The 12,976-nt window shown below is 64.9% G+C and carries 11 protein-coding genes; 9 read left to right on the forward strand and 2 right to left on the reverse strand.

All coding sequences use genetic code 11. From position 1 onward, the window contains the following. Positions 1 to 86: 86 nt before the first annotated feature. Entirely contained in the window at positions 87 to 1,364 is a 1,278-nt protein-coding gene (locus W911_RS11390; RefSeq protein ID WP_023787692.1) for an RNA methyltransferase, read from the reverse strand. A 122-nt stretch (positions 1,365 to 1,486) separates the two neighbouring features. Here W911_RS11390 and W911_RS11395 point away from each other — a divergent pair, with 122 nt between their 5' ends. The 6 genes from W911_RS11395 to W911_RS11420 all read left to right on the forward strand — a co-directional run bounded on the left by W911_RS11395 (position 1,487) and on the right by W911_RS11420 (position 6,365). Beyond that, positions 1,487 to 2,035 (forward strand): DUF924 family protein, encoded by a 549-nt coding sequence (locus tag W911_RS11395; RefSeq protein ID WP_023787693.1) that lies wholly within the window; start codon positions 1,487 to 1,489, stop codon positions 2,033 to 2,035. A gap of 187 nt (positions 2,036 to 2,222) precedes the next feature. Next, complete coding sequence (locus W911_RS11400; protein WP_023787694.1) at positions 2,223 to 2,492, forward strand: ParB N-terminal domain-containing protein; 270 nt, start codon at positions 2,223 to 2,225, stop codon at positions 2,490 to 2,492. An 87-nt stretch (positions 2,493 to 2,579) separates the two neighbouring features. Beyond that, positions 2,580 to 3,803, forward strand: coding sequence for an NADP-dependent isocitrate dehydrogenase (locus W911_RS11405; protein WP_023787695.1), 1,224 nt, complete (start codon positions 2,580 to 2,582; stop codon positions 3,801 to 3,803). 12 nt (positions 3,804 to 3,815) lie between these two features. After that, positions 3,816 to 4,583: a DUF4241 domain-containing protein gene (locus W911_RS11410; RefSeq protein WP_023787696.1), complete on the forward strand. Its 768-nt coding sequence runs from the start codon at positions 3,816 to 3,818 to the stop codon at positions 4,581 to 4,583. A gap of 525 nt (positions 4,584 to 5,108) precedes the next feature. Then, positions 5,109 to 5,873 carry a pyrroloquinoline-quinone synthase PqqC gene (gene pqqC, locus W911_RS11415; RefSeq protein WP_023787697.1) on the forward strand — a complete coding sequence of 255 codons (765 nt, stop codon included), beginning with the start codon at positions 5,109 to 5,111 and terminating at the stop codon, positions 5,871 to 5,873. Between the two features lie 123 nt (positions 5,874 to 5,996). Continuing rightward, the gene (locus W911_RS11420; RefSeq protein WP_023787698.1) at positions 5,997 to 6,365 is read left to right on the forward strand and encodes a hypothetical protein; all 369 of its coding nucleotides are present in this window, start codon (positions 5,997 to 5,999) and stop codon (positions 6,363 to 6,365) included. A 42-nt stretch (positions 6,366 to 6,407) separates the two neighbouring features. Here the strand turns inward: W911_RS11420 and W911_RS11425 are convergent, their stop codons facing one another. Continuing rightward, positions 6,408 to 7,169, reverse strand: a complete 762-nt coding sequence (locus W911_RS11425) for a hypothetical protein (protein ID WP_023787699.1) — start codon at positions 7,167 to 7,169, stop codon at positions 6,408 to 6,410. Positions 7,170 to 7,318: 149 nt separating this feature from the next. Here W911_RS11425 and W911_RS18175 point away from each other — a divergent pair, with 149 nt between their 5' ends. From W911_RS18175 to W911_RS11440, 3 genes are read left to right on the forward strand one after another with little or no spacing between them, the layout of a single operon-like run. Further along, a complete protein-coding gene (locus W911_RS18175) occupies positions 7,319 to 8,113 on the forward strand; it encodes an ImuA family protein (protein ID WP_023787700.1) in 795 nt (264 codons plus the stop codon). Further along, entirely contained in the window at positions 7,998 to 9,581 is a 1,584-nt protein-coding gene (locus tag W911_RS11435) for a Y-family DNA polymerase (protein WP_023787701.1), read from the forward strand. The genes W911_RS18175 and W911_RS11435 overlap by 116 nt, the downstream gene beginning before the upstream one ends. 28 nt (positions 9,582 to 9,609) lie before the next feature. Beyond that, on the forward strand, positions 9,610 to 12,918 hold the full coding sequence (locus tag W911_RS11440) for an error-prone DNA polymerase (protein ID WP_041316495.1): 3,309 nt from the start codon (positions 9,610 to 9,612) through the stop codon (positions 12,916 to 12,918). Positions 12,919 to 12,976: the final 58 nt, after the last annotated feature.

A 12,976-nucleotide genomic window follows, 5' to 3' on the forward strand; every position in this document is an offset into this window, starting at 1 on the left:
CCACTGCACCGTTCGCCACCGGGGCCCTGGCTTATGCCGGGTTTGCGGGCATCGCTCTGCTTAAATCCTGGCAAGATCATGGCGGCCTATGTGGACGGCTTGCGCCCGCGACCTTTGCCAAGAGCCAGAGTGGCAACTATACCACGAAGGCTCCGGACTTCCTGCTCCGTCAGCTCCATCCGGGTGAACATTGTCCTCAAGTTTTGGACCACAGAAGGGCGTTTTTCCATCGGTTTAAAGAAACCGAGCCGATCGAGTTCGGATTCCAGATGAGCGAAGAAGCCTAGAAGCTGCTCCTTGCTTGCCGGCCGATCCGTTCCAAGATTAAGCCCCGTCGAAACAGGCGTTTCGTACGTCGTGACCCGCCCCAACGTTCCTTTACCGCTTTCGCGCACCCACTGATAGCCCATGAGCAAAACGGCCTGGGCAAGATTGAGGGAAGCAAAGCGCGGATTGACGGGGATCATGACAAGCGCGTCGGCATTGGCCAGTTCGCTCGTCTCAAGTCCGTTTCTCTCGCGCCCGAACAGGATCGCACAGCGCTCGCCCCGCACGATTCGCTCCCGCAGCGCAGCAATCGCCTGCTCCGGCGTCAGCACCGGCTTTTTGAGCGGGCGCTGACGCGCGGTCGTCGCCACCACGAAGGTGGCATCACCAATCGCAGCCTCCAATGACGGATATGCGACAGCGTCGTCGATGACGTAGTTGGCGCCCGAGGCCGCGATGCGCGCTTTTTCGTTGGGCCATCCGTCGCGCGGCGCAACGAGGCGCAAATCGTCGAGGCCGAAGTTCGCCATCGCGCGCGCAACCATGCCGATATTGTCGGCGAGTTGCGGCTCCATGAGAACGACGGCCGGCGTTTCTCCCGGCCCCGCAACGGCCTCGCCCGCGATGTGCGCACGCCGGATGCCATGACGCAGTTTGCGCAACACGCGCCGTGCCCAGAACCAATAGTTCTCGCCGGACCACGTCTTTTCCAGTGCGGCAAGCGCGGGCGTCGCGAGCGTCTCGGTGCCTTGGCCGAGAAGCCGCACCGCGCCGTCTCCAACGACGATTTCCTTGTGCCGCGCGATGAAGTCGTCGAGCGAATGGATGCCGTGGGCTTCCGTCCGCCGCTTGCAGCCGGGACAGGTGGCGTTATCCGCTTCGCAGCGAAGCTCGGCGCAATAGGTGAGGATGTGATCGAACGCCGCGCGGTCGAGATCGGAGGCGCCGACGGCGGCAAGCCCGTCGTCGATGGTCTTCTCGTGACAGGCATGCACGAGTTGAGCGACCGAAAGCCCGTGCGAGACGACGGTCGGCACGCGCTCGCCCGCTTCGGCAAGGATCTCGATGTCCCGCGAAAATGTTTCGACGCTTGTCATGGCAGGGGCTTAACACCGAAGAGCAATGATGTCCCATCTGACGCGTTAATTCTGACTTAGCGAGTAGTGCTTACCGCTTCGCGATGCTACGGCTATCGTGCGACCGGAAATGGAGGAGCCCGATGACAACGCCGTTTTCTACTGCCGCCGATGTCGTGGCCTTCTGGCGGGACGCGGGGCCGAAGCGCTGGTTCGCCAAGGCCGACGACTTCGACCGCGAATTCACGGTCCGCGGCCTTGCGCTGCACGAGAAAGCCGCGCGAGGCGATCTCGATACGTGGAGTGCGACGCCCGAAGGCGCGCTCGCGCTCATGATCCTGCTCGATCAGTTCCCGCGCAACGCGTTCCGCGGCACGCCCCGCATGTTCGCGACCGACGCCAAGGCGCTCGCGCTCGCCAAAGCCGCCATCGAGGCGGGCCACGACACAGCAGTGGATAGCGATTTACGCGCATTCTTCTACCTGCCCTTCGAACACGCCGAAGATTTGGAAGAACAGGAGCGCGCGGTCGCGCTGTTCACGCCGCTCGGCGGTGAAGTGCTCGCATACGCCGAGATCCATCGCGACGTCATCCGCCAGTTCGGCCGCTTCCCGCATCGAAACGCAATTCTTGGACGAAAGACCACCCCGGAGGAACAGCGCTTCCTCGACGAGGGCGGTTTTGCAGGATAGGCCGTATGGCCGGAGTCTTCCCTCTGCCGCAGGCGCTCCTTGACCACATGCATGAGCCTCGGGGTTCTGTTCAATGACGAAACCTGCCGAAAGGGTTCTCTATGGTGCTCCGCGTCCCGACGGGTCCGTCCCGTTCTGGCGGACGTCAACGCTTTGGGCGGCGGCGCAAGGAAAACATCAAGTTTCCATGCCACTTGAGGACCTGAATATCCTGGATGACATCGTTTGGTTCGGTGGCCCAAAGGACGTTCGGCCGACGGTCCGCAAAGTCGCCGAGCGCGCGCGTGACATCTTCGCTGCTGATTTGAACTATCCGATCATCATGACGGCCAAGGGTGAGGTTCTGGATGGAGCCCACCGCATCGCACGGGCCTACCTTCAAGGGAAACAGACAATCCCAGCAGTCGTCATCGACGAGTGGCCCGAGCCGGACGGCTTTGTCGAGAGCTCCAACTAATGGCGCGCGTCGCACCGCTTGTTGCATCGCACACCTGCGGTTAAGGTCGGCCCAAACGAATCCTCCCACCGCAAGGGCACGTGTTTCATGCAGAAAATCAAGGTGACCGGCACGGTCGTCGAACTCGACGGCGACGAGATGACACGCATCATCTGGCAGCTCATCAAGGACAAGCTGATCCATCCCTATCTCGACCTGAACCTTGAATATTACGACCTCGGCGTCGAAAGCCGCGACAAGACCAACGACCAGATCACCATCGACGCCGCCAATGCCATCAAGACGCACGGCGTCGGCGTCAAGTGTGCGACGATCACGCCCGACGAAGCGCGCGTCGAAGAGTTCAAGCTGAAGGAGATGTGGAAGAGCCCGAACGGCACCATCCGCAACATCCTGGGCGGCGTGATCTTCCGCGAGCCCATCATCGCGCGCAACGTGCCGCGCCTCGTGCCCGGCTGGACTCAACCCATCGTCATCGGCCGCCACGCCTTCGGCGACCAGTACCGCGCGACGGATTTCAAGTTCCCCGGCAAGGGCCGCCTCACGATGCGCTTCGAGGGCGAAGATGGCGAGGTCATCGAGCGCGAGGTGTTCAAGGCTCCGTCGAGCGGCATCGCGCTCGCCATGTACAATCTCGACGACAGCATCCGTGACTTCGCGCGGGCCTCGTTCAACTACGGGCTCGGACGCGGATATCCGGTCTACCTCTCGACCAAGAACACCATTCTCAAAGTGTACGACGGCCGCTTCAAGGACATCTTCCAAGACGTCTTCGATGCGGAGTTCGCGGACGCCTTCAAAGCCAAGAAGATCGTCTACGAGCACCGCCTGATCGACGACATGGTTGCGTCCGCCTTGAAGTGGTCCGGCGGCTATGTCTGGGCTTGCAAGAACTACGACGGCGACGTGCAGTCCGACACCGTCGCGCAAGGCTTCGGCTCGCTCGGTCTGATGACGAGCGTGCTCATGACGCCCGACGGCCGGACGGTGGAAGCCGAAGCCGCCCACGGCACGGTCACGCGTCACTACCGCGAACACCAGAAGGGCAAGGAGACCTCCACCAATTCCATCGCCTCCATCTTCGCCTGGTCGCGGGGCCTCGCCCATCGCGCCAAGCTCGACGGCAACGACGATCTCGCCCGCTTCTCGGCCACGCTGGAGAAAGTGTGCGTCGACACCGTCGAAGCGGGCTTCATGACGAAGGATCTCGCGCTGCTTGTCGGTCCCGACCAGACGTGGCTGTCGACGACGGGCTTCCTCGACAAGATCGACGAGAACCTGAAAAAGGCCATGACGAAGCCAGCCGCCTGATCGGGGATCCGGATGCTGAAGCGGATCGTCACGGCTCTGGGTGCCGCACTTGCCGGGCTGTTTCCGGCGGCGCGCGCCGTCGCGGCGCCCGGCGACCCGCCTGCCTACACGGCGGCCTTCGAGAAAGCGTTCACGCCGGGCTTTACCGTCGCGACACGGACCACGCTCAACGGCGAGACTGTCGTCGAAACGGTGCCCTTCAGGACCGTCGAAGCGGGCACGCTGAAACTTCCGAGCGGACGCATCTCGGCCGCGGACCCCTTCATTGCCCTCAGCGATGCCAAACCCTTTGCTGAAGCGGTGCCGCGCGGCGTGTTTCCCGTGCGCCTCGCCGTCGGAGAGTTTCCGCGCGGGGGTGTTCGCGTCGCATTCGCGCGTGTGGATTTCTCGGCAACACCCGTCGTGCGCTGGTCGCTCGCCGTGCCTGAAGGCCAGAGCCTCTCCACGCTGAAAAACGACGAGATCTTCGGCTACGGCGTGGACGCAGGAACCGGCGCGTTCTTCGATCCCGTGGCGAGCAAAGCGGCCGGCCAACTTCTCGATGCCAATCCCGATGCGTGGGAAGACTGGCAGACCGAAGGCGAAGCGAACGGTCCGAAGGTCATCGGCCCCTACTCGTTCCTGCTCGACCTCGATCTGGGCGACGCCAACGCGATTATGTTTCACAGCGGATGGGGCGACGGCTTCTACGCGTCGTGGTTTGGCTTCGACGCGGACGGCAACGTCGCGGCCCTGGTCACAGATTTCCAAACCATCGATTGGGCGACGGCCGACTGGTAAGTCTAGGCTCCAAACCCAATCAGGATGGCGTCACGATGAGATAAGATTGATCGAGGGCCAGGAGAAGCGCGAAGAGCGATGCCTACGCATCGGTCGAGCGCTTCATGCCGGAGGCGTGCTTCCAGCACGACGCAAGGTTTTGCAAACCATAGAGGTTTGCTGCGACCTCGCTCCTGCCAGCCGAACAAAAGCCCTCGCGTCGTGATGCCGTCCTGATTGGGTTTGGAGCCTAGGGCAGGATTGCGCCCGAACGAACTCCAGCCCGAAGGGCTCGGGGCGCGACTGCACCCCCGCGGGTCAAGGCGGAGCCATGCTCCGCATGGACTGCCGCGGCCATCCACAAAGCCCCCCCTTGATCGATGCCTTTTTCAGCTTGCGTCCGCAGAACGAAAAAAGAGCACACGTAGCTTTGAACGCCGCGTGATCCGCGGTTTTGACCGCGATCAAGTCTACATGCCTCGCCATCGGCATCCTGCCCGCAACACGCTGCCGCGAAGGCAGAGGCCATTGCGAGGAGGAGCGCCCATGAACGAGTTCGTGAGAAAGATCGAAGCCGCAGACAATCCCTGGAACCCGGCCGAATTCGAAGCAGCACTTCGCGCCGTCGGACCCGAGCGCTACCACGATCTTCACCCCTTCCATAAGCTCCTGCACGGCGGCAAGCTTTCGAAAGGGCAAGTCGCGGCCTGGGCGCTCAACCGCTACTGCTACCAGGAGGCGATCCCGCGCAAGGACGCGGCCTTCATGAGCCGTACGCACGACCGCGCGCTGCGCCGCGAATGGATCCACCGTATCCACGATCACGACGGCACGCCGCCGGAAGAGGAAGGCGGCATCGAACGCTGGCTCGTGCTCACGGACTGTCTCGGGCTCGACCGCGATTACGTGACAGGCATGAAGGGTGCGTTGCCCGCCACGCGCTTTGCCGTCGAAGCCTACGTGCGGTTCGTCGTCGAGCAGCCGCTGGTGGTGGCGGCCGCCTCGTCTCTCACGGAGCTGTTTGCGCCGTCGATCCACCGCGAGCGCATCGCCGGCATGCTGGCCAACTACGGCTTCGTCAACGACGACGTCATGGCCTATTTCAAGCGCCGTCTCTCGCAGGCCCCGCGCGACGCCACCTTCGCGCTCGAATTCGTGAAAACCTATGCGACGACCCGCGAACTGCAGGACGCCTGCGTGGAAGCCGTTCGATTCAAATGCAACGTCCTGTGGGCACAGCTCGACGCGCTTCATCACGCCTATGTCGTGGGCTTGATCCCGCCGGGCGCTTACCGCCCCGAGGGCATGTAGGGCCGCAGAAAAACTCTTCCCTCGTGTTCCGGCCGGGACAGAGATGAGGAACGAGCGCTGGCAAGGTCCCCGTGATGGAGCTGTCCAAACGGGGACCGCTCCCCGGATCATGGGAGACGCCCAATGCTGTTCAAAGCGATCGCCATCCTTCTCTCGACCTTGTTTCTTGCCGCCGTCCAGATGTCGGCCGCGGGCGCAGGCTGCAGCCCGGGTCACGGAGCTAAAGCGAGCGTCTTGAAAAAGTCGGCAGCGAAGCAATCACGTGCCCGCAAGGCGATGCAGATGCGCGCAGCCGCCCAGAAGCGCAAAGCCCGTCAGGTTCAGGAGGCTCGCGCGCGCAAGGCGGCACCCCCGCCCGCGACGGATACAGCCGGGATCGTGACGAGCGACGATGCGGGACAGGAACGGAGCGTCGCAACCACCGTCGAAACGTGCACCCGCTTCATTGCCTCCACCGGCACGACGGTCTCGGTTCCCTGCTCGACGGAATGACGGAAGCACTCGCAGCCGCCCGGAGGCTTCGGGTACACACCCTCACCATCCCATGATCCGGCGCACGCCCTGCCAGCACAGATGGATCAAAAGCGGTCCCAACAGCGCCAAAACACCCGCGAAACTCCAGTTGAAGAGCCGCTGGCGCTCAAGCCGGTCCGCATACTCGGCGCGCGAAAGGGCCACGATGCTGTCGGCATGAAATCCGAGCCCGCCCCCCGCTGCGGACACAAGACGGCCGATGGCCATCACCGGCGACTGAGTAACGATGCCTTGGATCGTGATCGCACTTCTCGTCGCGGTCGGCCCCTCGTCGATCCGCATGGCATCCGTCCAATCCGGTAGCAGTCGATCGAAGGTATACGTCTCGTTCGCGAGTTTGTAGGTGCGCGACCCGGCCTCCACCTCAATGAGCGGTTTTGCCTGATCAATCACCTCGATCCAACTGATGCTCCGCACGCCGCCGCCCCGTTGGCGTTCGCGAATGTAGGCGACGAATTCTTTGTAGCGGGCGGGCTCGGATGCCGAAATGCGCCCGTCGAGAATTGCCATTTCTCCCGGCGCCACCCCGCGCACGTCGGGGAGCGTGCGCACGAGGTTTTCCTTCGCCGCGATCGTCCAGATATCGTAAAGAATGTACCCCACGCCATAGACGGACATCACACCGAGAGCGCCAACGATGGCAATGAGCGCAACGAAAAAGACGTTGGGCGGGGGCAGTTCCTTGGGTCGCGGAAAAGTTCGCGGCGGCGTATAGCCAGGCTGCTGCTCGCGCTTCGTTTTACGGGATCGGCGTTGGTTCACGGCTCAATTCGGTCGGAGGTATACGGAGGTTCAAGCGCTTCGACCTTGCCTGAGCCTGACCGGCCTGTGAAGGGGCATTGCCTCTTGAAATGTTCCCATTTTGTTCTATTCTTTCTCTGGACCTGTTTGAACCCACCGGAGAAAGCCCGATGCCTCACGAAACGGCGCGCGCGGCCGCCGTGCGCGCGCTGCGCCAGCAGCTTGCCCGCCTGGAGGGCGTGCCGAAAGGAGAGCATGACGCTCTTTCGTTCGGCGTCCCGGCGCTCGACCGCCACCTCCCGCACGGCGGACTGGCTTTCGGGACGCTTCACGAGATCGCGCCTGCCACGGAAGCCGACCTGCCTTCGGCCTTCGGCTTCATGCTCGCGCTCCTCGGCCGGATGCCGGAGAAAACGCCGCTGCTTCTCCTGCTCGCCGCGAAGAAGCTCATGCGGTGCGGGCGTCCCCATGGCGCGGGCCTCAACGCATTCGGCCTCGCCCCCGCACGTCTGACGCTGGTCGAAACCACGGACGAAGCCGAAGCCCTCTGGGCCACGGAGGAAGCCCTCCGCGCCGATGGTCCCGCTGCTGTTGCGAGCGTGCTCGGCGGCAAAATCGATCTCAAGACGAGCCAGCGATTGCATCACACGGCCCGCGAAGCCGGCCTGCCGCTGCTGCTTCTGCGGCCGGACGGCATCGCGCCTGTCCCGACGGCCACCACGCGCTGGCGCATCGGCCGGGCTCCGGCCACACGCGACCGCTTCGGTCTGGTGGCGGCTTGGCGCTGGCATGTCACGCTCGAACGGTGCCGCAACGGACGGCCGGGAGACTGGGTGTTGGAGTTCGATCATGCCACGCATCGTTTCGCTCTGGCTGCCGCAGTGGCCGGTGCATCGCCGGCTCTCGGCAGAGCAGCGGGAACTACGTGCGACGGAGCGGAAGCACCCGCCGCGCGCGCCGGTTGATCCCACGCGGCCCTTCGTCATCGCCGAAGCGTCGGAAACGGCCCCTCGCATCGTCGCCGTCAATCCGGCTGCGGCAGATGCCGGTCTCGTCGCCGGCATGCGCCTTGCTGACGCGCGCGCACGCCTGGGTAGCCTGCAGGTGCGCGAAGCCGATCCCACCGCCGACACGGCCGCACTCGAACGTCTCGCACATTGGGCCACGCGCTACACGCCCTCCGTCGCGCTCTTCGAAGCCGAGAGCGGAACCGACGGCCTCTTCCTCGACATCACCGGGGCAGCGCACCTCCTGGGCGGAGAAAAAAACCTGCTCGCGGATCTCGCAAAGCGCCTTGCTGCCGCCGCTCTTCCGGCGCGCCTCGCCGTTGCAGAGACGCCTGGCGCCGCCTGGGCACTCGCGCATTTTGCGCGCACAAACCGCCCGATCCTGCAGGCGGGAACGGAAGCCGACGCTCTCGCTCCATTACCCGTCGAAGCGCTCCGCCTCGATCCCGCAACCGCCGCTGCCCTGCGCCGCCTCGGCCTGAAACGCGTCGGCACGCTCATCGGCCAGAACCGCGCGCCCTTCGCCGCGCGCTTCGAAAAGGAGTTTCTGCTTCGCCTCGACCGGGCGCTCGGCCGCGCACCCGAACCGCTGGCGTTTCTCAGTCCTCCGTCCGCATACACGCAAGGCCGCACGCTGCTCGAACCCATCGACAGCGAGGAGGCTATCGTCGCCGTCGCAACGCGCTTGATGGGCGATCTCGTGCCCCGCCTCGAAGCGGACGGCAGAGGCGCACGCGCTCTGCGGCTCACTCTCTATCGCGTCGACGGCGTCGCGCACGAGGTTCCGCTCGGTCTCGCACTTCCGACCCGGAGCCCCGAGCACGTCGCGCGCCTCCTCCGTCTCCGCCTCGAACGGCATGCGCGAAGCCTCGAAGCAGGCTTCGGCTTCGAGACGCTCCGTCTTTCCGTCACCGTGGCCGAGGCAATGGCGCCGCGCCAACGCACCTTCGCGCGGTCGGACGAAACGGAAAGAGCGCGCCGCTGTACGCGTCTTCACGACGCCCTGCGTCAGCGCCTCGGCCCGCAAAGCGTCCGCCATCTGGCGCCCGCCGAAAGTCACGTCCCTGAACGCAGCCAGATCTCCTGCATCGCGCCGGACGAAACATCGGCCTGGCCCGCGCTCGAAACTGTACAACCGCGCCCTCCCCTCCTGCTCGCGCATCCCGAACCTGCGAGCGTCGTCGCCCTCGTCCCCGACGGCCCGCCGCTGCGCATCCGCTGGCGCGGCACGCTTTCGACGGTCGCGGGCGCAGAGGGGCCGGAGCGCATCGCCGCCGAATGGTGGCGGGAGGGCGCGGATGCACCGACGCGCGATTATTACCTCGTCGAAGACGCGACCGGCCGCCGGCTCTGGCTCTACCGCGAGGGCATTCCCGGCCGCGAAACAGCCGCCGCGTGCTGGTTCGTGCACGGCCTCTTTCCGTGAGCCCCAAACTTCTCCCGAGCACAGGACCATGACCCGCTACGCCGAACTCGCCGTCACCACCAACTTCTCGTTCCTGCGGGGCGCATCTCATCCCGCGGAAATGGTGGCGGCTGCCGAAGCGCTCGGCCTCGACGCCCTCGCGATCGCAGACCGCAATAGCTTCGCCGGGGTCGTGCGCGCCTACGACGAATGGAAGAAGCAGGAGAAAGAAAAACAGGAAACGCTGAAGCGGAATGCGGTGAAGCTGATCGTCGCCACCCGACTCGTCACCGTGGACGGATTCGAAGCCATCGCCTACCCCACCGACCGCGAAGCCTATGCGCGCCTCTGCCGGCTCCTGACGAACGGCAAAGGAAAGACCGGAAAAGGCGAGCACACGGAATGCCACATCGGCTTCGAGGACATCCTCGCAGCGCCCGACGGCCAGATCCTCATCGCGCTGCCGCCCGACACGCTCACCGCCAGCTTCGCAGAACGCCTCGAACGCCTCGCCCGCATCGCACCGGGGCGCAGCTATCTTGCGGGCGCGCACCGCTACCGGGGCGACGAGCCGCGCCGCCTCGGCCTGCTCAGCGAACTGGCCCGCCGCGCCGGCACACCCCTCGTCGCGACGAACGACGCGCACTACCACACGCCCACGCGCCGCCCGCTCGCCGACGTGCTCACCTGCATCCGCGAGACATGTACGATCCACGAGGCCGGCTTCCGCCTCGCCGCAAACGCCGAACGCCACCTGAAGCCGCCCGCCGAGATGGCGCGCCTGTTCTCATCCTTCCCCGACGCGATCGCACGCACCATCGAGATCTCAGACGCCTGCCGCTTCTCGCTCGGGGATCTCAAGAACGAGTACCCCGACGAACCCGTTCCGCCCGGAAAGACGGCCCAGCAGCATCTCGAAGACCTGACCTGGAGCGGCGCCCGAGACCGCTATCCGCACGGCATCCCCGACGATGTTCGCGCGCGCGTCCTCGAAGAGCTCGGCATCATCGCCCAACTCGACTACGCGCGTTACTTCCTCACCGTCCACGACGTGGTGCGCTTCGCGCGCCGCGAAGGCATCCTTTGCCAGGGCCGCGGCTCGGCCGCCAACAGCGCCGTCTGCTATTGCCTCCGCATCACGGAGGTCAACCCCAACGAAAGCAAGCTGCTTTTCGCGCGCTTCATCTCCGTGGAACGCGGCGAACCGCCCGACATCGACGTCGACTTCGAGCATGAGCGGCGCGAGGAGGTGATCCAGTACATCTACAAACGCTACGGCCGCGAATACGCCGCCATCTGCGCCACCGTCATTCATTACCGCTCGCGCCGCGCCATCCGCGATGTCGGAAAGGCGCTCGGCCTCACACCCGATGTCACCGCGGCGCTGGCCAAGACGGTGTGGGGCAGCCACGCCGACGGCCTCCCCGACACGCACATCCGCGAAGCCGGCTTCGATCCGGCGAACCCGCAGATCCATCGGGCCGTCACGCTCGCCCGCGCGTTGATCGGCTTTCCGCGCCATCTCTCCCAGCACGTCGGCGGCTTCATCCTCACGCGCCGCCGCCTCGACGAAACGGTGCCCATCTCCAAGGCCGCCATGGCGGATCGCACCTTCATCGAATGGGACAAGGACGACATCGACACGCTCGGCCTCATGAAGGTCGATGTGCTGGCGCTCGGGATGCTGAGCTGTCTCAGGCGCGGTCTCGATCTCCTCAAGACGCATTACGACAGGCCTTTGACGCTTGCGACCCTCCCGGGAGAGGACACCGACGACGCCAAGGCCGTCTACGCGATGCTTCAAAAAGCGGATTCCATCGGCGTGTTCCAGGTCGAGAGCCGCGCGCAGATGTCGATGCTGCCGCGCTTGCAGCCGAAAGAGTTCTACGACCTCGTCATCGAGGTGGCCATCGTGCGGCCCGGCCCGATCCAGGGCAACATGGTGCACCCCTACCTGAAGCGGCGCCAAAATCCCGACGAGGTCACCTACCCCTCACCCGCGCCGCCTCACAATCCCGATGAGCTCAAGGAGGTGCTGAGCCGCACGCTCGGCGTGCCGTTGTTCCAGGAGCAGGCGATGCAGATCGCCATCACCGCCGCCGAGTTCACGCCCGACGAAGCGGACGGCCTCCGCCGCGCCATGGCCACCTTCCGCCACAACGGCAACGTCCATAAATATCGCGACAAGTTCATTCAGCGCATGACCGCGCGCGGTTACGATCCCGAATTCGTCGAGAGCTGCTTCGGTCAGATCGAAGGCTTCGGCGAATACGGCTTTCCGGAAAGCCACGCCGCGAGCTTCGCGCTCCTCGTTTACGCCTCCGCCTGGCTTAAGTGCCATTATCCGGATGTGTTCTGCGCTGCGATCCTGAACAGCCTGCCGATGGGTTTCTATCAACCCGCCCAGCTTGTGCGCGACGCACGCGAGCACGCCGTCGAAGTCCGCGCGCCCGACGTCAACTTCAGCGCATGGGACTGCACGCTGGAGCCCGCCTCGGAGGGTCCGCACCGCTTCGCCGTGCGGCTCGGCCTCCGACAGATCGACGGCATGAGCGAGGCCGATACAAAACGGATCGTCGCCACACGTGGCAACGGCTATGCGAGCCTCGAACGTTTCGCCGCCGTCTCAGGTCTGCCCCGCGGCACGGTCGAACGCCTCGCCGCTGCCGACGCGCTGCGCTCCCTCGGCCTGGATCGCCGCCGCGGTCTCTGGTCGGCGCGACGCCTCGAAAGCATCGGCCTCGCGGGCGAAGGCACGAGCCAGCGCACGACCGCACCGTCCGCACCCGACGCGCCACCGCTTCCGCTCTTCGCGCCGCACGTCAGCGACGACCTCTTCACCGAGCCCGAGACGACGCTTCCTTCCATGCCGCTCTCCGAGCACGTGGCGGAGGATTACGTGACGACCGGCCTTTCGCTCAAGGCGCACCCTGTTGCATTCTTTCGTCCACGTCTGGTCCGGCGAGGCGTCATATCCAGCGAAGAATTGCGAGACGCAGCACGCACAGCCCACAACCGGCGCATCGCCATCGCGGGACTCGTGCTCACGCGCCAGATGCCGGGCGGCAAGAAGGTCGTCTTCCTCACCCTCGAAGACGAAACCGGGATCGCCAACGTCATCGTCTGGCCGAAGATCTTCGCCGCCAACCGCCGCACGGTCATGTCCGCGCGCTTTCTCGGCGTAAGAGGCCGTGTGCAGCGCGCCGGCATTGTCATTCACGTCCTCGCCGAAAGCTTCTTCGATCTCTCGGGCGAGCTTGCGCATCTGCACGATCCGGAACGTTTGGCGGAAGCGGCCGCGACCTCGCCTCCGGCGTCGCACGACAGCATCCCCATCAAGAGCCGCGACTTCCATTGAAGCCGTCAATCGACCGATCGGAAAATAGTGCTTGCCCTACGCTATATTCGCATGAATA

Origin of the sequence: Hyphomicrobium nitrativorans NL23, from assembly GCF_000503895.1 — a bacterium.
In the GTDB taxonomy this organism is placed as follows: domain Bacteria; phylum Pseudomonadota; class Alphaproteobacteria; order Rhizobiales; family Hyphomicrobiaceae; genus Hyphomicrobium_C; species Hyphomicrobium_C nitrativorans.

Coding starts and splice junctions, on each gene's coding strand:
- W911_RS11395 (WP_023787693.1), top strand. CDS start 1,487: ATGACAACGCCGTTTTCTACTGCCGCCGATGTCGTGGCCTTCTGGCGG.
- W911_RS11420 (WP_023787698.1), top strand. CDS start 5,997: ATGCTGTTCAAAGCGATCGCCATCCTTCTCTCGACCTTGTTTCTTGCC.
- W911_RS11440 (WP_041316495.1), top strand. CDS start 9,610: ATGACCCGCTACGCCGAACTCGCCGTCACCACCAACTTCTCGTTCCTG.
- W911_RS11390 (WP_023787692.1), bottom strand. CDS start 1,364: ATGACAAGCGTCGAAACATTTTCGCGGGACATCGAGATCCTTGCCGAA.
- W911_RS11410 (WP_023787696.1), top strand. CDS start 3,816: ATGCTGAAGCGGATCGTCACGGCTCTGGGTGCCGCACTTGCCGGGCTG.
- W911_RS11435 (WP_023787701.1), top strand. CDS start 7,998: ATGCCACGCATCGTTTCGCTCTGGCTGCCGCAGTGGCCGGTGCATCGC.
- W911_RS18175 (WP_023787700.1), top strand. CDS start 7,319: ATGCCTCACGAAACGGCGCGCGCGGCCGCCGTGCGCGCGCTGCGCCAG.
- W911_RS11400 (WP_023787694.1), top strand. CDS start 2,223: ATGCCACTTGAGGACCTGAATATCCTGGATGACATCGTTTGGTTCGGT.
- W911_RS11405 (WP_023787695.1), top strand. CDS start 2,580: ATGCAGAAAATCAAGGTGACCGGCACGGTCGTCGAACTCGACGGCGAC.
- pqqC (WP_023787697.1), top strand. CDS start 5,109: ATGAACGAGTTCGTGAGAAAGATCGAAGCCGCAGACAATCCCTGGAAC.